26 protein-coding genes are annotated in these 25,676 nt (G+C 38.8%); 24 read left to right on the top strand and 2 right to left on the bottom strand.

What is annotated here, in order from left to right; translation table 11 throughout:
• The first annotated feature begins 1 nt into the window (after nucleotide 1).
• The 7 genes from uvrA (at nucleotide 2) to O1A01_RS21700 (ending at nucleotide 9,875) form a co-directional block, all read left to right on the top strand.
• The gene (uvrA, locus tag O1A01_RS21730; RefSeq protein WP_270064956.1) at nucleotides 2–2,872 is read left to right on the top strand and encodes an excinuclease ABC subunit UvrA; all 2,871 of its coding nucleotides are present in this window, start codon (nucleotides 2–4) and stop codon (nucleotides 2,870–2,872) included.
• Between the two features lie 137 nt (nucleotides 2,873–3,009).
• Complete coding sequence (locus O1A01_RS21725) at nucleotides 3,010–4,599, top strand: helix-turn-helix domain-containing protein (protein WP_270064955.1); 1,590 nt, start codon at nucleotides 3,010–3,012, stop codon at nucleotides 4,597–4,599.
• Nucleotides 4,600–4,715: 116 nt separating this feature from the next.
• The gene (locus tag O1A01_RS21720) at nucleotides 4,716–6,215 is read left to right on the top strand and encodes an aldehyde dehydrogenase family protein (RefSeq protein WP_270064954.1); all 1,500 of its coding nucleotides are present in this window, start codon (nucleotides 4,716–4,718) and stop codon (nucleotides 6,213–6,215) included.
• A gap of 20 nt (nucleotides 6,216–6,235) precedes the next feature.
• Nucleotides 6,236–7,111 (top strand): NAD(P)-dependent oxidoreductase, encoded by an 876-nt coding sequence (locus tag O1A01_RS21715; protein WP_270064953.1) that lies wholly within the window; start codon nucleotides 6,236–6,238, stop codon nucleotides 7,109–7,111.
• Nucleotides 7,112–7,121: 10 nt separating this feature from the next.
• On the top strand, nucleotides 7,122–7,949 hold the full coding sequence (locus tag O1A01_RS21710) for a DUF3100 domain-containing protein (protein ID WP_270064952.1): 828 nt from the start codon (nucleotides 7,122–7,124) through the stop codon (nucleotides 7,947–7,949).
• Nucleotides 7,942–8,394, top strand: a complete 453-nt coding sequence (locus tag O1A01_RS21705) for a hypothetical protein (protein WP_270064951.1) — start codon at nucleotides 7,942–7,944, stop codon at nucleotides 8,392–8,394. Before O1A01_RS21710 ends, O1A01_RS21705 begins: the two co-directional genes overlap by 8 nt.
• A 188-nt stretch (nucleotides 8,395–8,582) precedes the next feature.
• On the top strand, nucleotides 8,583–9,875 hold the full coding sequence (locus tag O1A01_RS21700; protein ID WP_066421570.1) for a globin-coupled sensor protein: 1,293 nt from the start codon (nucleotides 8,583–8,585) through the stop codon (nucleotides 9,873–9,875).
• Nucleotides 9,876–10,150: 275 nt separating this feature from the next.
• On the opposite strand, the gene O1A01_RS21695 is transcribed toward O1A01_RS21700, so the two are convergent.
• Nucleotides 10,151–10,555: a hypothetical protein gene (locus tag O1A01_RS21695; RefSeq protein ID WP_270064950.1), complete on the bottom strand. Its 405-nt coding sequence runs from the start codon at nucleotides 10,553–10,555 to the stop codon at nucleotides 10,151–10,153.
• Nucleotides 10,556–10,748: 193 nt separating this feature from the next.
• Here O1A01_RS21695 and O1A01_RS21690 point away from each other — a divergent pair, with 193 nt between their 5' ends.
• From O1A01_RS21690 to hisH, 14 genes are all read left to right on the top strand, one after another.
• Nucleotides 10,749–11,045 carry a magnetosome magnetite crystal formation protein family gene (locus O1A01_RS21690; RefSeq protein ID WP_066421714.1) on the top strand — a complete coding sequence of 99 codons (297 nt, stop codon included), beginning with the start codon at nucleotides 10,749–10,751 and terminating at the stop codon, nucleotides 11,043–11,045.
• 17 nt (nucleotides 11,046–11,062) lie between these two features.
• Nucleotides 11,063–12,181, top strand: a complete 1,119-nt coding sequence (locus O1A01_RS21685; protein WP_270064949.1) for a DUF4097 family beta strand repeat-containing protein — start codon at nucleotides 11,063–11,065, stop codon at nucleotides 12,179–12,181.
• Between the two features lies 1 nt (nucleotide 12,182).
• Nucleotides 12,183–12,383 (top strand): PspC domain-containing protein, encoded by a 201-nt coding sequence (locus O1A01_RS21680; RefSeq protein WP_066421709.1) that lies wholly within the window; start codon nucleotides 12,183–12,185, stop codon nucleotides 12,381–12,383.
• Nucleotides 12,383–12,739, top strand: coding sequence for a phage holin family protein (locus tag O1A01_RS21675; protein ID WP_270064948.1), 357 nt, complete (start codon nucleotides 12,383–12,385; stop codon nucleotides 12,737–12,739). Before O1A01_RS21680 ends, O1A01_RS21675 begins: the two co-directional genes overlap by 1 nt.
• A gap of 120 nt (nucleotides 12,740–12,859) precedes the next feature.
• Complete coding sequence (gene hprK, locus O1A01_RS21670) at nucleotides 12,860–13,795, top strand: HPr(Ser) kinase/phosphatase (protein WP_270064947.1); 936 nt, start codon at nucleotides 12,860–12,862, stop codon at nucleotides 13,793–13,795.
• Nucleotides 13,796–13,862: 67 nt separating this feature from the next.
• Nucleotides 13,863–14,678: a prolipoprotein diacylglyceryl transferase gene (gene lgt / locus O1A01_RS21665; RefSeq protein ID WP_270064946.1), complete on the top strand. Its 816-nt coding sequence runs from the start codon at nucleotides 13,863–13,865 to the stop codon at nucleotides 14,676–14,678.
• Between the two features lie 30 nt (nucleotides 14,679–14,708).
• Nucleotides 14,709–15,653 carry a nucleoside recognition domain-containing protein gene (locus tag O1A01_RS21660; RefSeq protein ID WP_066421700.1) on the top strand — a complete coding sequence of 315 codons (945 nt, stop codon included), beginning with the start codon at nucleotides 14,709–14,711 and terminating at the stop codon, nucleotides 15,651–15,653.
• Nucleotides 15,643–16,290 (top strand): pyrophosphatase PpaX, encoded by a 648-nt coding sequence (gene ppaX, locus O1A01_RS21655; RefSeq protein ID WP_066421698.1) that lies wholly within the window; start codon nucleotides 15,643–15,645, stop codon nucleotides 16,288–16,290. The genes O1A01_RS21660 and ppaX overlap by 11 nt, the downstream gene beginning before the upstream one ends.
• Nucleotides 16,287–16,805 (top strand): acyltransferase, encoded by a 519-nt coding sequence (locus O1A01_RS21650; RefSeq protein WP_270064945.1) that lies wholly within the window; start codon nucleotides 16,287–16,289, stop codon nucleotides 16,803–16,805. Before ppaX ends, O1A01_RS21650 begins: the two co-directional genes overlap by 4 nt.
• Before the next feature lie 606 nt (nucleotides 16,806–17,411).
• The gene (locus O1A01_RS21645; protein ID WP_270066448.1) at nucleotides 17,412–18,587 is read left to right on the top strand and encodes an ATP phosphoribosyltransferase regulatory subunit; all 1,176 of its coding nucleotides are present in this window, start codon (nucleotides 17,412–17,414) and stop codon (nucleotides 18,585–18,587) included.
• 3 nt (nucleotides 18,588–18,590) lie between these two features.
• Nucleotides 18,591–19,226, top strand: a complete 636-nt coding sequence (gene hisG, locus O1A01_RS21640; RefSeq protein ID WP_270064944.1) for an ATP phosphoribosyltransferase — start codon at nucleotides 18,591–18,593, stop codon at nucleotides 19,224–19,226.
• Complete coding sequence (gene hisD, locus O1A01_RS21635; protein ID WP_270064943.1) at nucleotides 19,223–20,509, top strand: histidinol dehydrogenase; 1,287 nt, start codon at nucleotides 19,223–19,225, stop codon at nucleotides 20,507–20,509. Before hisG ends, hisD begins: the two co-directional genes overlap by 4 nt.
• The gene (hisB, locus tag O1A01_RS21630) at nucleotides 20,506–21,093 is read left to right on the top strand and encodes an imidazoleglycerol-phosphate dehydratase HisB (RefSeq protein ID WP_270064942.1); all 588 of its coding nucleotides are present in this window, start codon (nucleotides 20,506–20,508) and stop codon (nucleotides 21,091–21,093) included. The genes hisD and hisB overlap by 4 nt, the downstream gene beginning before the upstream one ends.
• A complete protein-coding gene (hisH, locus tag O1A01_RS21625; protein ID WP_270064941.1) occupies nucleotides 21,094–21,714 on the top strand; it encodes an imidazole glycerol phosphate synthase subunit HisH in 621 nt (206 codons plus the stop codon).
• 225 nt (nucleotides 21,715–21,939) lie between these two features.
• On the opposite strand, the gene O1A01_RS21620 is transcribed toward hisH, so the two are convergent.
• A complete protein-coding gene (locus tag O1A01_RS21620) occupies nucleotides 21,940–23,373 on the bottom strand; it encodes a DDE-type integrase/transposase/recombinase (RefSeq protein ID WP_270064909.1) in 1,434 nt (477 codons plus the stop codon).
• A gap of 163 nt (nucleotides 23,374–23,536) precedes the next feature.
• Between O1A01_RS21620 and hisA the strand changes: the two genes are divergently transcribed.
• Genes hisA through hisIE form a run of 3 tightly spaced genes read left to right on the top strand, consistent with a single transcriptional unit; the run spans nucleotide 23,537 to nucleotide 25,643 of the window.
• Nucleotides 23,537–24,271: a 1-(5-phosphoribosyl)-5-[(5-phosphoribosylamino)methylideneamino]imidazole-4-carboxamide isomerase gene (gene hisA / locus O1A01_RS21615; RefSeq protein ID WP_270064940.1), complete on the top strand. Its 735-nt coding sequence runs from the start codon at nucleotides 23,537–23,539 to the stop codon at nucleotides 24,269–24,271.
• The gene (hisF, locus tag O1A01_RS21610) at nucleotides 24,271–25,029 is read left to right on the top strand and encodes an imidazole glycerol phosphate synthase subunit HisF (protein ID WP_270066447.1); all 759 of its coding nucleotides are present in this window, start codon (nucleotides 24,271–24,273) and stop codon (nucleotides 25,027–25,029) included. The genes hisA and hisF overlap by 1 nt, the downstream gene beginning before the upstream one ends.
• Entirely contained in the window at nucleotides 25,026–25,643 is a 618-nt protein-coding gene (gene hisIE / locus O1A01_RS21605; RefSeq protein ID WP_270064939.1) for a bifunctional phosphoribosyl-AMP cyclohydrolase/phosphoribosyl-ATP diphosphatase HisIE, read from the top strand. Before hisF ends, hisIE begins: the two co-directional genes overlap by 4 nt.
• The last annotated feature ends 33 nt before the right edge of the window (nucleotides 25,644–25,676 follow it).

The raw sequence follows: 25,676 nt of genomic DNA, 5'->3' as shown, positions 1-25,676 counted from the left end.
GATGGCAATTGACAATATAGTAGTAAAAGGGGCTCGTGCCCACAATTTAAAAAACATAGATGTAACAATTCCGCGCGATAAACTTGTCGTTATAACAGGTTTATCGGGTTCTGGGAAATCTTCCTTAGCCTTTGACACGATTTACGCAGAAGGTCAGCGTCGTTATGTTGAGTCTTTATCTGCCTATGCTCGTCAGTTTTTAGGACAAATGGATAAACCGGATGTTGATTCGATTGAAGGGCTATCACCTGCGATTTCTATTGACCAAAAGACGACAAGCCGCAACCCGCGCTCGACTGTCGGAACGGTTACAGAAATATACGATTATTTACGTCTTTTATACGCTAGAGTTGGTAGACCAACATGTCCAAAGCATGGAATTGAAATTTCATCCCAAACGATTGAACAAATGGTGGACCGCATTCTCGAATATCCAGAGCGTACGAAACTTCAAATATTAGCACCTGTTGTTCAAGGGAAAAAAGGTCAACATGTAAAAGTACTTGAAAATATTAAGAAGCAAGGCTACGTCCGTATTCGTGTTGACGGTGAAATGCAAGAAATTACAGATGATATTGAATTAGAAAAAAACAAAAAGCATACGATCGAAGTAGTTGTAGACCGTGTTGTTGTGAAGGAAGGCGTGGAAACGCGTTTATCTGACTCGTTAGAATCTGCCTTGAAGCTTGGGGAAGGAAGAGTACTTGTAGACGTTATTGGCGAAGAGGAACTACTTTTTAGTGAGTTACATTCCTGTCCTCAATGCGGCTTTTCAATTGGAGAATTAGAGCCAAGAATGTTCTCATTTAACTCTCCGTTCGGTGCCTGTACGAAATGTGATGGACTAGGGATCAAATTAGAGGTAGATGTTGATTTAGTCATCCCAAATAAGGATTTAACTTTAAAGCAACACGCTATCGCACCTTGGGAACCTACTAGTTCACAATATTACCCAACACTATTAGAAAGTGTTTGTAATCATTACGGAATTGATATGGATATTCCAGTTAGTGAAATTCCAGGGCATTTAATGGATAAAATTCTTTACGGTAGTGACGGGGAACAGATTTATTTTCGTTATGAGAATGAATTCGGGCAAGTGCGTGAAAATTACATCGTATTTGAAGGTGTTATAAACAATGTTGCTCGCCGTTACAAAGAAACATCATCCGATTACATCCGCGAGCAAATGGAAAAATATATGGCAGAACATCCTTGTCCTTCTTGTAAAGGGTATCGGTTAAAACCTGAAACGTTAGCTGTCCTAATTAATGGCTTACATATTGGTGAAGTAACGAAGCTTTCTGTTAAGGATTTATTACACCAAACGGAAAACATCCAACTTACAGAAAAAGAAGCAAAAATTGCCCATATGATTTTACAAGAAATTGTGGAGCGACTAGGCTTTTTAAATAATGTTGGTCTCGATTATTTAACATTAAGTCGATCAGCCGGTACGCTATCAGGTGGGGAAGCGCAACGTATTCGACTTGCTACCCAAATCGGTTCGCGACTAACAGGTGTACTATATATTTTGGACGAACCGTCGATTGGACTTCATCAACGGGATAACGACCGGCTTATTTCTACGCTACAAAGTATGCGTGATATCGGAAACACGTTAATTGTCGTTGAGCACGATGAAGATACGATGGTAGCAGCAGATTACTTAATCGATATCGGACCAGGAGCAGGTGTTCACGGTGGGGAAGTTATTTCTGCTGGCACTCCTGAGGAAGTGATGAATGATCCGAGTTCCTTAACCGGTCAATACCTATCAGGGAAAAAATTCATTCCACTACCACTTGAGCGGAAAATCGTAAAAGATCGAAAGTTACAAATAATTGGGGCGAACGAAAATAACTTGAAAAATGTATCGGCAGATATTCCTTTAGGTTGCTTCGTAGCTGTAACAGGTGTTTCTGGATCTGGTAAAAGTACATTAATAAATGAAATACTCCAAAAAGCGTTAGCTCAGCAGCTACATAAGGCTAAAGCGAAACCAGGTACACATAAGCAAATAAAAGGGATGGAGCAATTAGAAAAAGTAATCGACATTGACCAATCTCCAATTGGTAGAACGCCGCGCTCTAACCCTGCAACGTATACAGGTGTATTCGATGACATTCGTGACTTATTTGCCTCTACAAATGAAGCAAAAGTTCGTGGCTATAAAAAAGGGCGCTTTAGCTTTAATGTAAAAGGCGGACGTTGTGAAGCTTGTCGCGGGGATGGAATTATTAAAATAGAAATGCACTTTCTACCAGACGTTTACGTTCCATGTGAAGTTTGCCATGGAAAACGATACAACCGAGAAACACTTGAAGTGCAATATAAAGGAAAAAACATCTCAAATATATTAGAAATGACAGTAGAAGCAGCTGTCGAGTTTTTCGAAAATCATCCGAAAATTAAACGAAAAGTTCAGACGCTATACGATGTAGGACTTGGTTACATTACACTAGGCCAACCTGCTACAACATTATCAGGGGGCGAAGCACAGCGTGTCAAGCTGGCTTCCGAATTACACCGTCGATCGAATGGCCGTACTCTCTACATTTTAGACGAACCAACTACAGGACTTCACGTAGATGACATCTCTCGTTTACTTGTCGTGCTACAGCGCCTTGTAGAAAATGGAGATACCGTATTAGTAATTGAGCATAACTTAGACGTCATCAAAGCGGTAGACCACATTATCGACTTAGGCCCAGAAGGCGGAGACAAAGGTGGAACAATCATCGCCACTGGTACTCCCGAACAAGTAGCCGAAGTACAGGAATCATACACAGGAAGATATTTAAAACCAGTACTTGAACGCGACCGTGCTCGTATGGAGAAGAGAGTAGAGGAATTAAGTACAACAAAATAAAGTAATCAAAGTCATCCGATAGTTTAAGCGGATGGCTTTTTTGCGAAATAAATAAAAGTATAAATGCAGCATAAACTATTGATATAATAAAGTCAGAAAATTATAAAAATATAAACTGTGAGAGGGGGATAATAGTAATGAAGATGATGAAAGACAAGCTATCACGTTTATTTGAAATAAATCGTAGTCTTACACAATCGTTTGATTTGGAAGAAATCTTAAGTAATTTAGTGAGGGAAGCTTTTGATTTAATAGAAGCAGCAGATACAACGATTTTATATAAATTAAGAGAGGATGGCCTACTACATTTTTCTCACGGAATTGGAGTTGACGTAAATTATTTAAAGAACGTGAAATTTAAACCGGGAGAATCTTTAACAGGACATGTATTTGTTACTAAAGAAGGTGTAATTGCGAATGGGGATGAAATAAGAGCGTTTATGAGTAATATGACACCTCAAAATCATTCGCTTTTTTTTGAAGGTGTTTTTAGAAGAGAAGTGAAAAGTGGAATAGTTATTCCGTTAATTTATAAGGAAGGTTGTATCGGTATTCTCGTAGTTGATAACTTTGAAACAAATGAACAGTTTACGATGGAGGAATTTGAAATTTTAGAAATAGTAGCTGATCAAGCAGCTATTGCTATTATGAATTCAAAGCTGTATGAGGAAGTAAATCTAAGAAATGAAGAATTAAAGTACTCACTACATATACACCAAAAATTTACGAATATATTGCTAGAAGGAAAAGGTGCTTCATACATTCTGAAAACAATCAGTAAGATTTTAGGTACACCCGTATCTTATATAGAAGCATCTGATTCTCCTGACTTTTCATTCCCAATCATCATTTCAAACGAGCTATTCGGTTATTTCCAACTAGAAAAGCAATTAGAGAAGCTAAATAATGTTGAAAAAACAGCACTAGAACATGCTGCAACTGCGTTATCATTAGACTTTTTAAGACAGAATACGTTATTTGAAAAGGAAATGCATTTAAGAGAGGAAAAATTTCATGATATTTTGAACGGTACCAGGTTAAATATAGATTTCTTCAAAAAGTATAACTTAAATGAAACAAGTAAACTATCTTGCATGATCATTGATAGTAAAACCGGTTTTTTATGGGATGTAAAATCCATTCTACAAAAGGAAAAGCTAATTCGAGCTTTGGAGCGGAAACTTTATAAATATAGCTCAAGCTTTTTCACTTTTACTAAGTCAGATCAAATCGTTGTATTACTAGAAAACAAAAGAAATAAAAACAGCCAACATTTAGCTGAAGACATAAGTTCAATTATAAAAAAAACTAAAAACATAGCTATCGGTATTGGTAGAGAAGTAACATTAAAGACTATCGGTGAATCTTTTCAAGAAGCTAGTGAAGCTGTTTCTATTTGTAAAAAACTTAACGATAGAATCTTTGTTACTTATTCACAATTAGGTGTAGAAAGACTGTTGTTAAATACAGACAGAAGCCTTTTAAAGAAGTTTGTATTAGATAAAGTAGGAGTTTTATTGCAAATGGAGCCTGAATATCTGTCTACAATGCAAACATATATTGCAAACAATAAAAGCCATAAAAAAACAGCAGAAGAGCTTTTCATTCATCCTAATACTCTTGCATATCGACTAAAAAAAATAGAAAGTGACTTAAATATAGATTTAAATCAGAAGGAAGATTGGATTAATATCGTACTAGCGCTGCAAATGTTACAATTTATTTAAATATGATTGGTTCATGACACAAAATATACCACTTATTTTTAGTGCTCAGCATGTATACCCTTTAAATTCAGAATATTATAATTAATTAAAATCTATATGTAAAAGGGGTGTATGTCATGACGATCAAGACTAACAGTTATAACGAAATAACCGATGCGAAAGATGGAGTAAAAACTTATTACAATTATATTAACGGGGAATGGGTAGCATCAGAAACCGGAGAAACGTATCCGAGCATCAATCCGGCTAATACTAGTGAAGTTTTAGGATATTTTCAAAAATCGAACGCGAATGACGTACAAAAAGCAATAGAGAGTGCAAAAGATGCTTTTTCTACATGGAAAAATGTATCGCCGATAAGTCGTGGTGACATTTTATTTAAGCTAATATTTTTAATAGAACAAGAAAAAGAAGAGTTGGCAACAATAATTACGAAGGAAGTTGGTAAAACAATTGAGGCAGCTCGAAAAGAAGTAGACGCCACTGTTCAAGCGTTAAAACATTTTAGTGGAGAAGCTAATAGATTATCTGGTGAAACGGTACCTGCTATTAATCCGGAAACGTTCGCTTGTACGATTCAAGAACCATTAGGTGTTGTTGCTGTTGTCACACCTTTTAATTTTCCGCTTGGGATTGCCATATATAAAATAGCTCCGTCTATGCTGGCAGGAAATACGATTATCTATAAAGCGGCAAGTGATACGTCCTTAATTGCTGTAAAAGTAGTTGAGTTGTTTGAGAAGGCAGGCATGCCAAAAGGAGTATTAAATATGATAACAGGACCGGGATCTGTTGTTGGGGAAGCACTTGGAACAAACCCGCAAATTAAAGCATTATCCTTTACAGGTTCCTCTGATGTTGGAATTCATCTCGGCAAACTTGTAACAGCTCATGGTGGAAAAATGCAAGCAGAAATGGGTGGTAAAAATGCCACAATCATATTAGAGGATGCAGATCTTGAAGAAGCAGTTCAAAGTGTTGTTATAAGTGGCTTTTATAACAACGGTCAAAGCTGTACTGGTACTAGCCGAGTAATTGTACCAAAATCAATTTCTAAAAGAGTAATAGAAAAACTGGTAGAGAAGGCAAAGGAAATTAAAGTAGGAAACGGAATAGACGAAGGGTTTGATAATGGTGCAATAGCGAATAAGCATCAATTAAACACTTATCTTCATTATGTGAATAGTGCTATTTCAGAAGGTGCGGTTCTAGAATTTGGTGGCAAACAATTAATGGACGGGGAAAAGAGCGAGGGATATTTTGTAGAACCTACCGTTTTTAGCAAAGTGACGAAGGACTTTACGATTGCGCAAGAAGAGATATTTGGCCCTGTAGTAGCAGTTATGGAAGTAGAAACGTTCGAAGAAGCCATTGAGCTTGCGAATGGTACTGAATTCGGATTATCTTCAGCTATTTTTACAAAGGATCTGCAAAAGGCATTTGAATTTATAAGAAAAATTGAAACTGGAGTAACACATGTAAATATTCCATCCAACCATTATGAAAATCAACTTCCGTTTGGTGGAAAGAAGACATCGAGTATTGGTCCAAGAGAACAAGGAAGTTCTGCTTTAGATTTCTGGTTGGATACGAAAACAGTTTATATAAAACCGTAAAAGATTAAGGGGGGTGTAGTATGGAAAGTATTGCAGTAATAGGTTGTGGAGCAATGGGAAAGGGCATAGTTAAAAATCTATTATTAAATGGGTTGACCGTATTTGTACACGACGCAAGTTTGGAAGCAATGGAAAGGTGTGCGAAGCTCGGAGCCATTCCTAAACCAACGGCTTTTACAGCAGCGACTAATGCGGAACTAGTAATAACTTCTTTGCCAGGACCAGAAGCTGTAAAAGATGTCATGATTGGACAAAATGGTGTCTTTGAGTCATTAAAGCCTAATAGTTTTGTTATCGATATGAGCACTATTGACCCTGAAACAGCGCAAGATTTATATCGCGTTGGAAAACAAAATGGTATTCATTATTATGATTGTCCAGTAAGCGGAGGACCAAAAGGGGCAGACGCTGGGACCTTAACGATTATGGTTGGTGGAGATAAACTTTATTTAGAGGAGATTTACCCAATTATCCACTTTGTAGGAAAAGATATTTTCTACCTAGGTCCCACAGGAGCTGGCCAAGTAGCAAAGCTTTGTCATAATATGCTAGTTGCCGTTATAACAGCAAGTTTAGGTGAAGCATTTAAGGTAGGTGAAAAAGCGGGAATATCAAGAAATCAGTTAGCGAGTGTCATTCAAAGTGGTTCAGCCCATAATCGCGTATTAAATGTATTTGGTGAGAATATCCTTCAAAATAGTTATGAAAACGTACTTTTTAGTCTTGAGCATATGAATAAAGATATACACCTTTATTCGAAAACAGCCAGCTTTTATAAGGAGAATTCACCAATAGCTCAATTAGCATGTGATTTATACAAGAAGGCGATGGAGCAAGGAAAAGGGAAGTTAGATTCATCAGCTGTGTGTGACCTACCAAATGAGCATTTAATATAGGGGGGATATTATGAATAACGAAAAAAAGGAGATTTTAAAAGACTGGCGTTTGCATGCAATTGCGTTAATACTAGTTGCGGTAACTGAAACAATAGGACAGTTTAGCTTTAAAGTTGGTAGTGGTGTTATTTTATTATTACCGATGCTGTATGCATTTTTCATTGGCTTAGGGCTTTACTTCACTCCACTAGTAAAAGAAAAACAAGCAAAGAACGCAGAACCTCTCATTATTTTAGGAGTAACTCTATTAATTGCAAAAATAGGTGTCACAATTGGTCCGCAAATTGAAGCTTTAATTGCTGCAGGTCCAGCCCTGTTACTTCAAGAGTTAGGAAATCTCGGAACAATTTTAATTGCGCTTCCAGTTGCTGTGCTTTTAGGTTTTAAAAGAGAGAGTATCGGGATGACTCACTCTGTAGCAAGAGAACCCAATGTTGGATTAATAATGAATAAATTTGGATTCGACTCTCCAGAAGGAAGGGGAGTTATGGCAATCTATATATTCGGAACAGTATTTGGAGCTGTTTTTCTCGGATTAATTTCAGGACTTTTAGCTACGTCCACTCCACTTCATCCGCTTTCATTTGCAATGGCATCAGGTGTTGGGAGTGGAAGTATGATGGCGGCAGCAAGTGGATCACTAATAGCTGCATTTCCAGAACTAGAAAGTCAGATTGTTGCTTTTGCAGGAGCTAGTAATCTACTCTCACTTTCCACTGGCCTTTACGTTAGTATTTTTATTGGATTACCTCTGACGGAAAAATTATATGCAATGATGATGAATAGGAAAAATAGAAAGTCTGCAAATAGTGGGAAAGGGGGAGATATGAATGTTTAAAAATGTTATAGAATGGTCTCTAATCTTAATAGTATTTGGGCTTTCCGCTATTATAGGTAACTGGCTTGGATATGATGTACTCCCATATGCAGCTATTCCTGGCATGGTAATATTAATTATTATTAGTGTGCTAGGGCTTGTGTTGGAGAAGGTACTACCAGGTAATATTCCAGGTGTAGCTTATATTGGAATAATTGGAATTCTTATCTCACTTCCTTGGTCGCCTGTGTCAGAATTTGTTGTTAAATGGACTAGTCAAATTAACATCCTTGCTTTAGCAACACCTATCCTTGCTTACGCGGGATTGTCGATAGGGAGGAACTGGGCTGATTTTGCTAAACTTGGTTGGAGAAGTGTTATCGTAGCTGTATGTGTTTTCTTCGGTACATTTATTGGCTCTGCAATCATTGCTGAAATTATTTTAAGAGTTCAAGGTATCATTTAAATGGAAAATAAAAGTCTAGCGACATAATTTTGCTAGACTTTTTTATTTGGTTAGAAGTTGTCATGCAAGGGACCTTTTCCCTAAACCCTCCAAACATGTCTCGAAACCGACATAATATTTCATATCATCACTATGACAATAGTGCTAAAATAACTAAATACACAGTTAATTTGCCGGAGGGGTTTTTAGTGGGGTTATTTACAAAAAGAGAAAATAAAATAGAATCAGTTATTAAAAGTGAAGAGTTTGTGGACTCTATTCGCATTTCTGTTACAGATGCAAACATTCGAAAACAAGTGGAGTTGTTAGGGCTAACTGCTGAGGACCTTGCGACGCTACGCTCTGTCTTCCCAATTATCGAACCACATATTTCTAGTATTGTTGCAAAGTTTTACGATAACTTATCGACGCACGAACATTTATTAAAAATTATCAATACTCATAGTTCTATTGAGCGTTTAAGAAAAAGCTTAAATAAGCACTTACTTTTAACATTAAAAGGTGTGGATTTAGACGATAGTTACATAAAAACGTTAGATCGTATTGCGATGGCTCATGTAAGAATTGACCTTGATCCACAATGGTATTTAGCTACATTCCATCATATTTACGAAAATGTAATGGAAGTATTTGAAGAAGCAACACCTTCCTTACAAGATTGGAAAACATATAGTAAAGCATTATCAAAATGTTTAAATTTAGAGCAGCAAATTGTTATTGCTTCCTATGAAAATTTTTATAACAAGCAAGTAGAGGCAAAACAAAATGAAAAAGAAGAGATTTATAGTTACTTAGCGAAAGAAGCAGAGCATTTGTCTGCAATAAGTGAAGAGTCGGCAGCAGCAGTTCAAGAAGTTACTCATGCCCTACAAGATATAGAAAACACGTCTATCGCTACAGTGAACATTGTAGATGAAACAGTACACAAATCGAATGAAGGACAGGGTAAGCTGTTAGAGTTAGAAAAAGGGATGGAACAAATCGTTTTAGACGTTCAAAAAATGGGGCAAGAAGCGATTGAGTTAAAAGAAAATACCGAACAAATACAAGAAATAGCTGATATTGTGAAAGGTATTGCGGAACAAACGAATTTACTTGCGCTAAATGCTTCCATTGAAGCGGCACGTGCTGGCGAGCATGGAAAAGGCTTTGCTGTCGTTGCAACAGAAGTTCGCAAACTTTCCGAAACAACGAAAGAATCTGTTCAACAAGTAAATGAATTTCTATTAAAAACGTCTGAAAAAACAAATACCGTTATGAAAATGCTAAAAGAAGTAGAATACTTAACGAAAAACGGTACATTAGGCGCTTCTACGACGAAACTATTTTTTGAAAGTATTTTAGAAAATATGAATCAAGTGAAAGAAAGTAACATCCAAGTAAAAAATCAGTTAGCCAATACAACAACAACATTACAAAACATCGAAGAAGTATCCGCCAACGTCGCCGCATCAGCAGAAAAACTAGTAAGCAATGCGTAATGGTCATATAATAATTTTGGTGAAATGTTGAAAATATCATTGGTATTAGGTAATGCGTGGGAGTGTATCATTTTTTAATGTTTATATATTCACTGTTTAGAACCGTAAGTGGATCGTAGCGAAGGACATTTGACTCCTGCGGGAATAGCGTGAGCCTTGAGACCCCGCACGAGCGTAGCGAGGAGGAGGCTCAAGCCACGCCCGCGGAAAGCAAATGTCCGTAGCGAAGAGGAACGGACTTAATTTGACTACATCCATACAAAAAAGAAGCACATCTACTTTTGTGCTTCTTTTACTTTATTTTCAATAAACTGCTCCATAAAGCGAACATCAATCGGATACGTTTTTTCTCGAAAACGTATTTCACCCGTATTTTGCCCAACCGTACCTTTCAAATGAAACGAACTACTTTCTAACGTATACTCTTTACTTTCATCATCATAATGAAAATTTGCACTTTGCAGCTCATTCATCACAATCGGCTGAATCGTATCTTCCACAAACTTCGCGCCACTCTCCGTCGTTTCACTCGAAATCACTCCGAAAAAGACGAGCGCCACAATAACAACCGCTCCTAAAAGTAACTTTGAAAGTAAGCTCTTAATGAATGGGATAATAATAAATAACGCTACAAAGATAATAATAATCGTTAGCAAATGATCCATGATTAATTGTATCATCCTTTTTCTCCTTTCTAAGCCTCAAGACGTATAGGATGTTCCTTTAAATTAATACTCGAGTCCGACAACAAAATGAACATTTTATGGGAAAATAGAATTATAAGTTAGCAGCAGTATTAACGATAAAGTGAAACTTTACACATCTAAATTCGTATATATAGTTATAGTAAGTCAGCAAGAGGAGGGTTCGCTTATGAATCGTAATTATAAAGCTATTTCATCCTTATGTTATTTTAGCATTTTTTTCGCACCGTTTTTATTACCATTAATCGTATATTTTATCGTAGACGACAAAGAAGTAAAACAACATGCAACAGCTAGTCTTTTTTCACACATTTTACCAGTCATAGTCATACCTTTGTTTATCGTTGCCATACTGTTAAATAGTGTAGTATTTCTATTTTTCGTCCTCGTTTTAGGTGGATTAGCATCTGTATTCGTACTAATTTGGAACATTATTAAAGGTGTTCAACTATTAAAAGAATCATAAATAAGGGGGAAAAGAACATGCAAGAACGTTCGAGAATTTTAAAGCTTGTCGAAGAGGGAAAATTAACAGCAGAAGAAGCATTAATATTACTAGAAAGCTTAGAGAATGATAAAAAAGAAGAAAAGGCACGCGAAGAAGAGATGGTTACCGCAATTTCGAAAGAAGTCATTCAAGAACAGCAGTCTGGCCAAAGTTCTCAGTCTTCATCTGCGAAACAAGCCACTTCGTTTAAAAATAATATATTAGATTTTGTGGAAAGTGCGCTTCAAAAAATTAAAGACTTTGACTTAGACTTTAATTTCGGTTCTTCTGTAACGATTCAACATATATTCCAGCAATCAAGCCCATACATTCAAGACATTGATATTGATGTCGCAAACGGTCAAGTGAAAGTGTTACCGTGGAATGAACGCGATGTGAAAATCGAATGTGAAGCAAATGTGTACAATGTTGACAATCAAGAAGAGGCGCGCAAGTCATTTTTACAAGAAGTGTTATTTTCGATTGATTCAGGGAAACTTCGATTTTCGGTACAGAAGAAACAGCTAAAAGTAAATGCGACCATTTACGTGCCAGAAGCAGAGTACGACAAGTTATCTGTGCGCATGTTTAACGGCCCTATTAATGGGGAAGCACTACAAGTAAAAACAGTCAAGCTAAAATCAGCAAATGGCTCTATTACAGTGGATCGTATACGAAGTGATGAAGTAGAAGTAGAAACAGCGAACGGTCATATTAAACTAAGTGGTTGTTATGCGAAAGAAGTAGAAGCAGAAACAATTAACGGCCTAATAGAAGTAACTGGTCAAGTAGAAAAGCTAGACGTTCAAAGTTTTAATGGTAATATTGTAGGAGATATTTCGAATAGTACTCCTCGCTCTATAATGGCTAAAACAAAAACAGGAAGCATTGACCTATTCATTCCAACGAAACAGGCGATTGAAGGCGAGCTTAAGACGAATTTAGGTAGCTTTACGTGTGAAGTTCCTGGGATGGACATCGTAGAAGAGAAAAATGATGTTGTTCAAAAGTCATTACATTTTAAAGCGAATAAAGGAGAGGCAACAACTCCTCTTTATATACTAGCGGAAACAAAAACAGGATCGATATTAATTAAACCTTCTGAGGTGATTTAAAATGAAGAAACTATTACGATCTAAAACAGATCGAAAGCTCGCAGGTGTTTTAGGTGGATTAGCAAACTATATGGGGATGGATTCCACGTTACTACGTGTAATCTTTGTTATCATTGCTATTCTAACTTCAGGTTTTCCATTGTTAGTGACGTATCTTATATTAGTGTTTATTATGCCAAATGAAGGAGATACGTATAGCTAATGAAATGGCTCGCCAGTATACTAGTAAATGCAATTGTTTTAATTGTAGTAGCAGGTTACTTTGATTCCTTTTATTTAAGTGGAGTCGGGGCTGCTATTATTGCAAGTGTTATTCTGTCTATTTTAAATGTTATTGTAAAACCTATATTAATTTTGTTAACGTTACCTGTTACCGTCTTAACGCTAGGGTTTTTCCTATTCGTTATTAATGCTATTACACTTTGGATTACAGCAGGCTTAATGGGAGATGCTTTTCATATTGATGGCTTTGGTATGGCGATTCTTGCAGCCATCTTCATCTCCATTTTAAATGTACTTATCCAAAAAGTAATTATAGAACCGTTGCAAAAAAAGTAAATAATTTGTAAAGGGGGTCAGAGCTTGCTCAGGCCCCCTACTTTATTTAAAGGAAGTACAATTGTATAATGGAGAAATGTAATCAATTATTTTACATAGTGCTGCTAAGGAGGAAATACAATGTCTAATGTGCGTACAAAGGATATTATTGATAAATTTCATTTTGATTTAATCGCAGGAGAAGAAGGGGTAAACCGACTAATCGCAACGAGTGATATATCCCGACCAGGTATAGAAATGGCAGGAGATTTTACGTTCTACCCTGCGGAACGAATTCAGCTATTAGGGAAAACAGAGCTTACCTTTTTTAATCGTCTAACAGCAGAACAACGAAAGCACCGAATGGATAACCTTTGTACAGACATCACACCTGGTATTATCGTTTCCCGTGAAATGGAAGTACCGACCGAGCTTTTAGAAGCGTGTGAACAAGAAGGTGTACCGTTAATGCGCTCGTCGTTGAAAACAACAAAGCTTTCCAGCAGATTAACGAATTATTTAGAAAGTAAATTAGCTCCGACAACAGCGATTCATGGTGTTCTTGTTGATATTTACGGTGTTGGAGTTCTTATCACAGGGAAAAGTGGCGTAGGTAAGAGTGAAACAGCGTTAGAGCTAGTGAAACGTGGTCACCGTTTAGTAGCGGATGATTGTGTAGAAATACGTCAAGAAGACGAAGATACACTAATCGGTAATTCTCCAGAGTTAATTGAGCACCTTCTTGAAATTAGAGGGCTAGGTATTATCAACGTTATGACGTTGTTCGGTGCAGGGGCTGTGCGAAGCTATAAGCGAATTACCTTATGTATTAATTTAGAGCTTTGGGATAAAACGAAGCAATATGACCGTCTCGGCTTAGAGGAAGAAAAAATGAAAATTATTGATACAGAAATTACAAAGCTTACAGTGCCAGTTCGTCCAGGTCGTAACTTATCCGTTATTATAGAAGTAGCTGCGATGAACTACCGTCTAAAAAGAATGGGTGTGAACGCGGCCGAGCAATTTACGAACCGTCTAGCAGATGTAATCGAAGAAGGAGAAAGAGAAGAAATTTAACGTGGTAAACGTTATCGTGTTATAGTGTTACATAGATAGAAAGAGGAGAACAAGGAGGGGAATAAAAATGTATTTAGGGGCAATTGAGCCACTGAACCCTGTTCTTTTGCAGTTAGGGCCACTAACTGTTTATTGGTACGGGTTTATTATTGGAGCTGGTGCGCTTCTAGCTTTATGGGTAGCTACTCGTGAAGCAGATCGTCTCGGTTTTGATAAAAATATCATGGTAGATTTAGTACTAATTGCTATTCCAGTCGCAATATTAGGTGCAAGGCTTTACTACGTCACGTTTCAATGGGACTATTACTCTAAAAATCCAGGCGATATCCTAAAAATATGGGAAGGTGGTCTCGCCATCCACGGTGGTTTAATTGCTGCTGTTCTGACTGCTATTGTGTTTACGAGAGTAAAGGGGATTTCGTTCTGGAAAGTGGCTGATATCGCGGCACCAAGTATTATTTTAGGGCAAGCGATTGGTCGTTGGGGAAACTTCATGAACCAAGAAGCTCATGGAGGCGAAGTAACAAGGGAATTTTTAGAAGGTTTAAATTTACCGGAATTTATTATTAACCAAATGTACATTCAAGGTACGTACTATCAACCAACGTTCCTGTATGAATCATTATGGAATCTAGTTGGCTTTGCAATCTTACTCTTATTGAGAAAAGTAAATTTAAAACGTGGGGAACTATTTTTAACGTACGTTATTTGGTATTCGATTGGTCGTTTCTTTATTGAAGGCTTACGAACAGACAGCCTCATGATTTTAGATTTACTCCGAACTGCTCAAGTAATTTCAATTGTTTTAATTATTGTAGCAGTTGCGTTTATTATCGTGCGCCGACTTACTGGGCAAGCGAACAAACGTTATTTAGAAAATTAATAGAAAAAGCATCAAAGGGGGAGAGCGGCTTTGAAAAACACGTTTAAAAACGGGGTAAAAGCTGGATTACAAACAACGTGGACGCTAGGAAAAGTCATTTTCCCAATAACGATTCTCGTTGGTATTCTGCAGCATACGCCTGTTTTGCAATATATTACAAACTTTATTGCGCCGGTTATGGGGATATTCGGCCTATCAGGTGAAGCGGCAATTCCGCTAGTAGTCGGAAACTTTTTGAACCTTTATGCCGGGATAGGGGCGATTTTAACGTTAGATTTAACGGTAAAGGAAGTATTTATTTTAGCGATGATGCTCTCCTTTTCCCACAATCTATTAGTAGAGTCCACTGTCGCAGCAAGAGTAGGAATAAAAATTTGGATTATATTAGTAGTACGTTTAGGATTAGCTTTTTTCTCAGGAATCATTATAAATTTAGTGTGGCAAGGTGGGAGTGAACAGGCCCAATACGGACTGATCGCTCCGAAGGAAGAAGTGATTACCGGCTTTTTCCCAATTGTTTTCGATGCATTTCAACGAGGAATTTTAGGGATTGTCCAGCTTGCAATTATCGTTATTCCGTTAATGGTTGCTGTTCAATTTATGAAAGACTTAGGTTGGCTAAATGCATTTTCGAAAAAAATGGCGCCTTTTACAAGGATGCTCGGTATGAAGGAAAATACGTCGATGACATTAGCTGCCGGCTTAACCATTGGTTTAGCTTACGGAGCAGGTGTTATGATTCAAGCAGTAAAAGAGGATAATGTTAGTAAAAAAGATATTACACTCGCATTTATATTCCTCGTAGCTTGTCACGCGGTTGTGGAGGATACGTTAGTCTTTATCCCTCTAGGTATACCGGTCTGGCCGTTACTAATCATTCGGGTTGTAACAGCTATTGTTCTAACAATGGTAATCGCACAAGTTTGGAAACGAATGGAACTTGCCAAAAGAAAGGAAGCTACTTATGAGCATTAATACAGTACTATTTGATTTAGACGGAACATTAATCGATACAAACGAATTAATTATTAGTTCATTTTTACACACGTTAGACCATTACTATCCTGGTGAATATAAACGAGAAGACGTTTTAACGTTTATGGGGCCACCACTTTACGATACGTTCGTGAAAATGGATAAAGAACGAGTACAAGAAATGATTGATCATTACCGTGAGTATAATTTACGCATGCACGATGAGCTGGTAACTGATTTCGAAGGTGTTTTTGAAACAGTGAAAACATTGCATGAAAAGGGCATCAAGCTTGGTATCGTAACAACGAAAATGAGCCCAGCTGTTCATATGGGACTGAAACTTTCTAAGTTAGATCAGTTTTTTGACGTAATTGTTGCTTTAGACCATGTGGAAAAGGCGAAACCAGATCCAGAACCAGTGTTACTTGCTTTGAAACAACTGGACGCTAAGCCGGAAGAAGCGTTAATGGTCGGTGACAATTACCACGATATTTTATCAGGTAAAAATGCAGGTACTAAAACAGTTGCTGTTAGCTGGACGTTAAAAGGTATCGACTTCTTGAAAAAATATGAACCAGACTATATCTTGGAGCATATGGAAGACATCCTTCCAATCGTCGGAGTGACAAACGAATGAGAAAAACGACTCGCTATCCAGTAGAAGGGGCCAACTCGCTTTGGCACGTGTACAAAACCGTACCATTCTGGAAAGTAGTCAAAAACTTCATTGTGATTCAACTAGCTAGATACACTCCTCTCCTCGGAATGAAAAATTGGTTATATCGAACGTTTTTACGAATGAAAGTAGGAGACCAAACATCATTTGCCCTTATGGTCATGCTTGATGTGATGTTTCCAGAAAAAATTAGCGTCGGCCGGAATACGGTTATTGGCTATAATACAACAATTTTAGCGCACGAATATTTAATAAAAGAATACCGCCTCGGTGACGTTGTAATTGGCGATGAAGTCATGATCGGTGCGAACTCAACGATTTTACCAGGTATCAAAATCGGCGATGGCGCCATCGTCTCAGCCGGCACACTCGTCCATAAAGACGTCCCAGCCGGTGCCTTCGTCGGCGGCAACCCGATGCGCGTTATTTACACAAAAGAAGAAATGGAAGAACGAAATAAAAAGGAAACAACCTAATGGCTTAGTGGCGGTTAGGTTGTTTTTTTGTTTTACGGAATATGTGTTTAAAGCAACCGTTTTATGTTCAACATCTCCTCATTTATGAGCAATATCCCTCCGTTTGTGAGTAACATCTTTCAGTTTATGTGCATTGCTAGTAGTCCCATCGCCAATATGTTTAATAAACAGCCGTTTATGTTCAACATCTCCTCATTTATGTGCAATATCCCTCCGTTTGTGTGTAACATTCCTCAGTTTATGTGCAATGCCAATAGTCCCATCGCCAATATGTTTAATAAACTACCATTTATGTCCAACATCTCTTCATTTATGTTCAACATTTCTTCATTTATGTGCAATAGCCCGCCGTCTGTGTGTATCACCTTTCAGTTTATGTGCATTGCTAGTAGTCCCATCGCCAATATGTTTAATAAACAGCCGTTTATGTTCAACATCTCCTCATTTATGTGCAATACCCGCTCGTTTATGCTCACTATCAATCCACCAAAACAGAAAGTAATAAATTTCCTTGACCACAAACTTTTAATTTGTTAACATATTACCATATTAGCAGGCTAAAGGATTTAAGATAAATCAGAAAACTAAAAATAAAAGGACGTGTACATCATGTCAAAGCTCTTTACGTTTGAAAAACCGCTCGGGATGCGGGATACGCTCCCAGCTTTATATGAAGCAAAACAGACGATTAAAAAATTGCTAGCCTCCGAGATTAATAGTTGGGGTTATCAGTTTATGGATACACCTACGCTTGAATATTACGACACTGTAGGATCAGCTTCTGCGATCCTTGATCATCAGCTTTTTAAACTGCTAGATCAGCAAGGGAAAACGTTAGTACTTAGACCAGACATGACGGCACCAATTGCTCGAGTTGCGGCATCGCAAATGGAGGACACTGCACAGCAACCACTTCGCCTCGCATACTCAGGCAATGTGTTTCGCGCTCAACAGAATGAAGCGGGGAAACCGGCAGAGTTTGAACAGGTCGGTGTAGAATGCATCGGTGACGGCACCATTAGTGCAGATGCAGAGATGATTGCTTTATTAGTCTCCCTGTTAAAAAAAGTAAACATTCAACCGTTTACGATTGCCGTCGGACATATCGGCTTCGTTCAACAGCTTTTCCTAGAAGTGGTCAAGACGGAAGAAACAGCGGAAAAGTTAGGGAGATTTTTATACGAAAAAAATTACGTTGGCTACCGTGAATACGTGAAAAGCTTACAGTTAGACTCAAAGGAAGAACAACGATTACTAACATTACTTCAAGTTAGAGGAGACTACTCCAAAATTGAACTCGCTCAAACGTTAGTAGAAAGCGAGGAAGGAGTGCAAGCAATTGAAGAACTCCAACAATTATGGACGATGTTAGAAGCATACGGTGTCACAGAATTTGTTAAATTAGATCTAAACATCGTAAGCCATATGAGCTATTACACTGGCATTCTATTTGAAGTATATGCAGGCAATGTTGGTGCGCCAATTGGGAATGGTGGAAGATACAATCAGCTTTTTGAAAAATTCAATAAACAAAAACCAGCAACAGGGTTTGGATTATATTTGGACCGTTTATTAGATGCAAAGGGCTACAAAGGTGAGATTGCTCCACGGTCACTAGTCCTTTTCAGTAAAGACCGAAAACTAGAAGCGATACAATATGCGCAAATGAAAAGAAACGATGGGGAGCGAGTAGTCGTTCAAGACATCGACGGACTTCAACATATAGAGGCCTGTATCCAACAATACGAAACAGTATATTATTTTATAGATCGTGAGGTGTAAGCGATGTTAACGGTAGCGATGCCTAAAGGGAGAATTTTTGATGAAGCGGTTGAGTTGCTTGTAGCAGCTGGATATGACATCCCATCAGATCTTCAAAATTCACGTAAATTAATTGTTGATGTACCAAATGAAAATATGCGGTTTATTCTTTCAAAACCGATGGACGTTACAACGTATGTAGAGCATGGGGTAGCGGACATCGGAATCGCTGGGAAGGACGTTATGTTAGAAGAAGAGCGCGACGTTTATGAAGTGTTAGATCTTCATATTAGCGGTTGCTATTTAGCGGAGGCGGGGCTACCAGGATCGGAATGGTCAGGAGTGGTAAAAAAAGTCGCAACGAAATATCCGAAAATTGCTTCGAGCTTTTATCGAGAAAAAGGCGAGCAAGTGGAAATTATTAAACTAAATGGATCAATTGAACTTGCGCCATTAATTGGTCTTGCGGACCGCATCGTCGACATCGTTTCCACTGGACGAACATTAAAGGAAAACGGCTTAGTGGAGTTTGAACAAATTTCCCCAATTACATCAAGACTAGTTGTGAATCCAGTAAGCTATCGATTAAAAGACAGCACTATTGATGAATTAGTAGCAAGACTTACAAAAGTAATCGAACGTAAGGAGAATGCCGTATGAAAATTAGTAGAATAACGGATACGCTTTCGATTAAACGTTCGATTGACCAAGGAACAGAAGAACAGCGCAGCGCCGTATTATCGATCATAGAAAATGTAAAACGTAACGGCGACAAAGCGTTATATGAATATACGGAAAAGTGGGATGGGGCAGCACTTTCTCAACTAAAAGTTACAGAGGAAGAAATTAGCGCAGCATACGAAGAATTACCAGCAGAAATGATTACGATCTTCAAAGAAGCTGCAGCCAACATTCGCGCTTATCATGAAAAACAAGTCCGTAATTCATGGTTCACTACGGATGAAGCGGGAACGTTACTTGGGCAAAAAATTACACCGTTAGACGCTGTTGGTGTTTACGTTCCAGGTGGGAAAGCGGCGTATCCATCGTCTGTATTAATGAATGTTATCCCAGCCCAAGTTGCGGGTGTAAATAGAATTGCGATGGTGAGTCCTCCTGATGAAACAGGGAAACTACCAGCTGGTGTATTAGTTGCAGCAGACCTTTTAGGTGTGAAAGAAATATATAAAGTTGGTGGAGCGCAAGCTGTTGCAGCATTAGCGTATGGGACCGAGTCGATTCAGCCCGTACATAAAATAGTCGGGCCAGGTAATGTGTTCGTTGCTTTAGCAAAAAGAGAAGTGTACGGACAAGTCGATATTGATAGTATTGCAGGGCCGAGTGAAATTGTTGTACTAGCAGACGAAACGGCACAGGCAGACGAAGTAGCAGCCGACCTTCTATCTCAAGCAGAGCACGATGAACTCGCCTCCAGTGTATTAGTAACAACCTCTATGAAGCTAGCAGAAGAGGTGTTAATGGAAGTGAAAAAACAACTAGCCACTTTACCGCGTCAGGAAATTGCACGTGCTTCTATCGAACAATTCGGGGCGATTTACGTTGCAGAATCATTGGATGAAGCAGTGGAAACAGTTAATAGCCTAGCGCCTGAGCATTTAGAAGTGTTAACGAACGAACCGATGAGCGTTTTACCGATGATCAAGCATGCAGGAGCCATTTTCCTCGGAAGATTTAGTACGGAACCGGTTGGCGACTATTTTGCCGGTCCAAATCACGTCTTACCAACGAACGGGACCGCAACATTTTCAAGTGGTCTATCAGTTGATGAATTTGTAAAAAAATCGAGTGTGATTTTTTATAGTGAAAAAGCATTGCAACAAAATGGAGAAAAAATTGCCGCTTTTGCTAGACTGGAAGGTTTAGAAGCACATGCACGCGCGGTAGATATACGATTGAAAAAACAAGGGTGGGAAACAAAATGACGAGAACAGCTTCTATCGAAAGAAATACAAATGAAACACAAATACAGCTTTCTTTTAACATCGATGGGGAAGGAAACGCAGACTTAACAACGCCAGTACCGTTCATGACCCATATGCTCGATCTTTTTACGAAACACGGCCAATTTGACGTTACCCTTCAAGCGAACGGAGATGTCGAAATTGATGACCATCATACGACGGAAGATATCGGCATCGTGTTAGGGCAAGCACTTCTTACAGCTTTAGGTAATAAAAAAGGTATAAAACGTTATGGAAATGCATTCGTTCCTATGGATGAAGCACTTGCTCAAGTGGTAGTCGACTTAAGTAATCGTCCGCATTTAGAAATAAGAGCCGAGTTTCCTAGTCAAAAGGTAGGAACATTTGATACCGAGCTTGTTCACGAATTTTTATGGAAACTAGCACTTGAAGCACGAATGAATTTACACGTTATCGTTCACTACGGGACGAATACTCACCATATTATTGAAGCAATTTTTAAAGCGCTAGGTCGAGCGTTAGATGAAGCAACGACCGTCGATCCTAGGGTGAAAGGTGTGCCATCAACGAAAGGGATGTTGTAAATGATCGGAATTGTAGATTACGGAATGGGTAATTTGTTTAGCGTTAGTAAAGCGCTTGAACGAATGAACGTCCCTTATTTTATTTCATCAGAACAAGAAACGCTCGCGGGGGCAGACGGGCTTTTACTACCAGGTGTTGGTTCGTTTCACGATGCGATGAACATTTTACAAGAAACACGGTTGGCACAATTTTTAAAAGCGCAAGCTGCAAATGGAAAACCGTTACTCGGTATTTGCTTAGGGATGCAGCTATTATTTGATGATAGTGAAGAAAATGGCAAAACAGCTGGATTAGGCTTATTAAAAGGCAATGTAGTCAAGTTTCCAGATAGCGAGTTGAAGGTCCCACATATGGGCTGGAATAAGCTGCGTTTTCAACAAGCTTCACCTCTGCTAACGAATGTACCGGAAGAGTTCGTCTATTTCGTTCATTCTTACTACGTAAAGCTAGCAAGTGAAGATACACTAATTGCAAGTAGCAACTACGGTGTAACAGTGCCAGCAGTAGTCGGAGAAGGAAATGTGTTCGGAACGCAATTTCATCCAGAGAAAAGCAGTGAAGTAGGCATCGCGATTTTGCAAAATTTTGTGCAACTAGTGGTAGTGTCAAAAGTTCTATGAAAAACTAGCACGGTTCATACTACCTACCATTTATTAGGTGGAATTGCTCGCTATCGCTCTTGACAAACACACCAATGGTTTATTCGGAGGTCAATCAAGGGCGAAGGGAACAAAAGAAGGCATGCTAAATAAACCCTTGACTCTTTCCATTTTAAACCATTGGTAAGTTCGGTTTGTCAAGAGTTCGCTTCGCCGATAGCTGAATAGGGCTCAGCTAAACAAAAGTTAGGCTGACTGTTGTTGAATCCAGTCCTGGGCTAATCCAATAAGGGCTGTCCATCTCGCTGGCATGGTTGGTAGCTTTTCTAATTCTGGAATTGTTACTGGCACTTTACCTTCAAGTGAAGAATGTGGGCGCAAGAAGTTAAAGTAAGCCACAAACAATGTCACAAAAGAAACAGAACCTTGTTCAGAACCAAAGCCGTGTGTCGATCGATAATTTCCTTTAAACGTGCGATTTAGTCTCTCGATGATTTGCTTGAGAGGTCGATACTCTCTGGAGACATCATCTTCATTTGTTAGCCCGATGACCTGTTTTACGTCAAACGATATGTGGTTTTCTGCGAAGAAATGCTGTGCCAACAAGTAAATAGGGTTACCATCTACTACAAATTGTAGGTTTTCGGGTATTTCTTTCAGCTTCACTAGTACTTCATCAATCGCTCGTATTGCTGTTGCGGTGTCGCGATTTGGTGACACTGGATACGAAAGAATGACTTTCTTGACCGCATCAAAAAAGAAAAACAGATAATGCCAACGACCGTTGACCCGGATGTACGTTTCATCCCCACAGAATTGATCCGACAGCTCATACGGAAAGTAGTCAATATAAGGCTTGAGCCATAATGCGACGCTGTTTTCGTAGTTTAGGATACTTTGATGGGAGACAGACACGCCGTGAATATCCTTCATGATCGCTGCCGTTTTACGGGCCGATAATCCGTAATTGACATGGTACGTCAAGATGAGCCCAAGTGTATGCGGTGAAACATACAATCTTGATAAATCGACTTTTGGCTGCTTTGGTGATTGTTTGGATAACGGTTGATAGTCGATGTGGAACTTCCGGTAAATGTAGCGAACTTTCAGCGATTGTGGATCTTCTTTAAACTGTTTTTTCTCTTTTTTAGTCATGGCATTCAAGTTCTTTTGATAATAAGAACAACGATCATTTTTACACTTAAACACGTGAAAATCTTTTCGTTCTTTAATTTTTTCTAGCGTTTTAAGACAGTGAGGACACTTAAGGATGGCCTCTTTCTGATAACGACTCTTTTTATTGAAAACACACGCACACACCTTACATTGATATTGTCCTTTTCCTCCGTTGTTTGCGTACAGATACGCAGAAGGAGCACCACACTTCGGACAACATAATGTAGACGGTACAGGTGTAGAATTCGATCGACGCTGTACTGGTTTTAACGGTTTCCCTTTGGAATGAAGGTGTTCCGCTAATAAAAGTTGATAATTGAGCATTTTAGGTTTTTCAATGATAGGTAAATCATCAATTTGAAGCTTTCGATAAGGCTGATTAACAGGAGCTTCTTTTGGTTTATCGAACATGCTTTTTCCAATCAATAGAGTGAGCAAAGTTCGAATAATTTGTTCTTGATAGTTTATAAAAGTTAATAAATAGGTTATAATTTGAGGGTACAAATTGTCACTTCCTTTTCTGGAATTGGGTGTGTGGTAACCTCAATTATCTACAGAAATCAGGGGGTGGCAATTTTTTTGCTTATAAAGCCCTCTAATATAGGATTTAATAACCTATTTCTATATAAAGTTTTGACAATACGCAACTAGTAGAGGGGGTTCGAGTATGAGTTTTACGATTTTTCCAGCAATCGATATGAGAGGCGGCAAATGCGTTCGACTTCTTCAAGGGGATTATGAGAAAGAAACAGTGTACGGTGATTCGCCTTTTCAAATGGCAAAAACATTCGCGGAAAGTGGAGCAGCATGGATTCATATGGTTGACCTCGATGGTGCGAAAGCGCAAGAGCCTGTTAATGATGAGTTCGTTCTTCAAGTTGCTCGTGATTTGCCAGTCAAAGTTCAAATTGGTGGTGGCATCCGCACAGAGCAAGTAGTGGAACACTATTTATCTCAAGGAGTGGACCGTGTCATTTTAGGAAGTGCGGCGATAAATAATCCCGCTTTTGTAAAAGAGATGTTGCAAAAGTATAAGGAAAAAATCGTCATTGGCATCGATGCGAAAGATGGCTTTGTCGCAACAGAAGGCTGGACTACAACTTCTACACTAAAAGCAACAGAACTTGGTGTAAAGTTAGCCGAAGCTGGAGCGGAAACGTTTATTTTCACTGACATTGCGACAGATGGGATGTTATCTGGACCGAATGTTGATGCTATTTTGGAGTTAGCAAAGGTTACCGGAAAAAGCGTTATTGCCTCAGGTGGAGTTAGCTCACTAGAAGACTTGCAAAAGCTCCAACAGTTCGAAAGTGAAGGGGTTTCTGGCGCAATTGTTGGAAAAGCGATTTACACCGGTAGAGTCGAATTAAAAGCTGCATTAGAAAAGGTTAGTGGTCAATGATGTTAACGAAACGAATTATTCCATGTTTAGATGTAAAAGACGGTCGTGTCGTAAAAGGTATTCAATTTGTTGGGTTACGAGATGCTGGAGACCCGGTTGAACTGGCAACCTTTTATGATCGTGAAGGCGCAGATGAACTCGTCTTTTTAGATATTTCTGCTTCCCATGAAGGGAGACAAACGATGGTTGATGTTGTCCGGAACGTGGCGGCGACACTTGCCATTCCGTTCACGGTCGGTGGCGGTATTAATAGTTTAGAAGATATGAAACGTATTTTACGTGCTGGTGCAGATAAAGTGTCCTTAAACACAGCGGCGCTACTTAATCCAGAGGTTATTACAGAAGGAGCGAACTACTTTGGCTCCCAATGTATCGTCGTTGCTATTGATGCAAAATACGATGAGGAATTAGGTTCATGGCGAGTTTTTACGCACGGTGGGAGAAATGCAACCGACTGGGAAGTAACGGCTTGGGCGAAAGAAGCAGTTTGCCGAGGCGCTGGGGAAATTTTGTTAACGAGTATGGATAGTGACGGAGAGAAAAGCGGTTTTAACCTCGCGTTAACAAAAGCAGTCAGCTCCGTTGTATCCGTTCCGGTTATCGCTTCAGGTGGTGCGGGGAAAGCAGATCATTTTTACGATGCTTTTGAAGAAGGAAAGGCCGACGCAGCACTAGCGGCTTCCATTTTTCACTATAAAGAAACATCAGTTGCAGAAGTTAAATCATACTTAAAAGCGCGAGGAGTGGCAGTTCGATGATAGAAAATATAAAATGGGACAGTGCAGGACTGGTTCCGGCAATTGTACAAGACGCACAATCGAAAGAAGTTTTAACCCTCGCTTATATGAATGAAGAGTCGTTACAAAAAACGTTAGAAACGAAAGAAACGTGGTTTTGGAGTCGTTCTCGCGAGGAGCTTTGGCATAAAGGAGCGACGAGCGGAAATACGCAAAAAGTAGTTGAGCTTAAACTAGACTGTGACCGTGACGCGATCGTTGTTTTAGTAGAACCAGCAGGCCCAGCGTGTCATACAGGAGAAACGACATGCTTTAATGAAGTAGTCGTGGCAAACGAAAAACCACCTGGTAGTCTAGCTATTTTACGAGAACTAGAAAATACGATTAAAGAACGCCAACAAGAAATGCCGGAAGGGGCGTATACAACGTACCTTTTTGAAAAAGGTGTCGATAAAATCCTAAAAAAAGTCGGCGAAGAAGCAGCGGAAGTCATTATCGCAGCGAAAAATCGTGATCGAGAAGAATTGAAATGGGAAACAGCCGACCTTCTATACCACACACTCGTATTATTACGCGAGCAAGACGTGTCACTGAATGAAGTGTTAGCTGTACTAAACGAGCGACATAAAAAATAATAGATATTTTGATAAAATGCTAAGCATGTGCCT

Source organism: Sutcliffiella sp. NC1, from assembly GCF_027594365.1.
GTDB lineage: Bacteria > Bacillota > Bacilli > Bacillales > Bacillaceae_I > Sutcliffiella > Sutcliffiella cohnii.
The sequence above is the reverse complement of the archived record's forward strand: the minus strand, read 5'-3'. Positions and strand labels throughout refer to the sequence as shown.

What these genes read in the sequence shown, in the direction of transcription:
- O1A01_RS21675 (WP_270064948.1), top strand. Translation starts at nt 12,383, where the DNA reads ATGAAATGGCTCGCCAGTATACTAGTAAATGCAATTGTTTTAATTGTA.
- O1A01_RS21705 (WP_270064951.1), top strand. Translation starts at nt 7,942, where the DNA reads ATGTTTAAAAATGTTATAGAATGGTCTCTAATCTTAATAGTATTTGGG.
- O1A01_RS21725 (WP_270064955.1), top strand. Translation starts at nt 3,010, where the DNA reads ATGAAGATGATGAAAGACAAGCTATCACGTTTATTTGAAATAAATCGT.
- hprK (WP_270064947.1), top strand. Translation starts at nt 12,860, where the DNA reads ATGTCTAATGTGCGTACAAAGGATATTATTGATAAATTTCATTTTGAT.
- ppaX (WP_066421698.1), top strand. Translation starts at nt 15,643, where the DNA reads ATGAGCATTAATACAGTACTATTTGATTTAGACGGAACATTAATCGAT.
- O1A01_RS21650 (WP_270064945.1), top strand. Translation starts at nt 16,287, where the DNA reads ATGAGAAAAACGACTCGCTATCCAGTAGAAGGGGCCAACTCGCTTTGG.
- hisB (WP_270064942.1), top strand. Translation starts at nt 20,506, where the DNA reads ATGACGAGAACAGCTTCTATCGAAAGAAATACAAATGAAACACAAATA.
- O1A01_RS21710 (WP_270064952.1), top strand. Translation starts at nt 7,122, where the DNA reads ATGAATAACGAAAAAAAGGAGATTTTAAAAGACTGGCGTTTGCATGCA.
- O1A01_RS21720 (WP_270064954.1), top strand. Translation starts at nt 4,716, where the DNA reads ATGACGATCAAGACTAACAGTTATAACGAAATAACCGATGCGAAAGAT.
- lgt (WP_270064946.1), top strand. Translation starts at nt 13,863, where the DNA reads ATGTATTTAGGGGCAATTGAGCCACTGAACCCTGTTCTTTTGCAGTTA.
- O1A01_RS21685 (WP_270064949.1), top strand. Translation starts at nt 11,063, where the DNA reads ATGCAAGAACGTTCGAGAATTTTAAAGCTTGTCGAAGAGGGAAAATTA.
- uvrA (WP_270064956.1), top strand. Translation starts at nt 2, where the DNA reads ATGGCAATTGACAATATAGTAGTAAAAGGGGCTCGTGCCCACAATTTA.
- hisH (WP_270064941.1), top strand. Translation starts at nt 21,094, where the DNA reads ATGATCGGAATTGTAGATTACGGAATGGGTAATTTGTTTAGCGTTAGT.
- O1A01_RS21695 (WP_270064950.1), bottom strand. Translation starts at nt 10,555, where the DNA reads ATGATACAATTAATCATGGATCATTTGCTAACGATTATTATTATCTTT.
- O1A01_RS21690 (WP_066421714.1), top strand. Translation starts at nt 10,749, where the DNA reads ATGAATCGTAATTATAAAGCTATTTCATCCTTATGTTATTTTAGCATT.
- hisD (WP_270064943.1), top strand. Translation starts at nt 19,223, where the DNA reads ATGAAAATTAGTAGAATAACGGATACGCTTTCGATTAAACGTTCGATT.
- hisG (WP_270064944.1), top strand. Translation starts at nt 18,591, where the DNA reads ATGTTAACGGTAGCGATGCCTAAAGGGAGAATTTTTGATGAAGCGGTT.
- O1A01_RS21715 (WP_270064953.1), top strand. Translation starts at nt 6,236, where the DNA reads ATGGAAAGTATTGCAGTAATAGGTTGTGGAGCAATGGGAAAGGGCATA.
- hisF (WP_270066447.1), top strand. Translation starts at nt 24,271, where the DNA reads ATGTTAACGAAACGAATTATTCCATGTTTAGATGTAAAAGACGGTCGT.
- hisIE (WP_270064939.1), top strand. Translation starts at nt 25,026, where the DNA reads ATGATAGAAAATATAAAATGGGACAGTGCAGGACTGGTTCCGGCAATT.
- O1A01_RS21680 (WP_066421709.1), top strand. Translation starts at nt 12,183, where the DNA reads ATGAAGAAACTATTACGATCTAAAACAGATCGAAAGCTCGCAGGTGTT.
- hisA (WP_270064940.1), top strand. Translation starts at nt 23,537, where the DNA reads ATGAGTTTTACGATTTTTCCAGCAATCGATATGAGAGGCGGCAAATGC.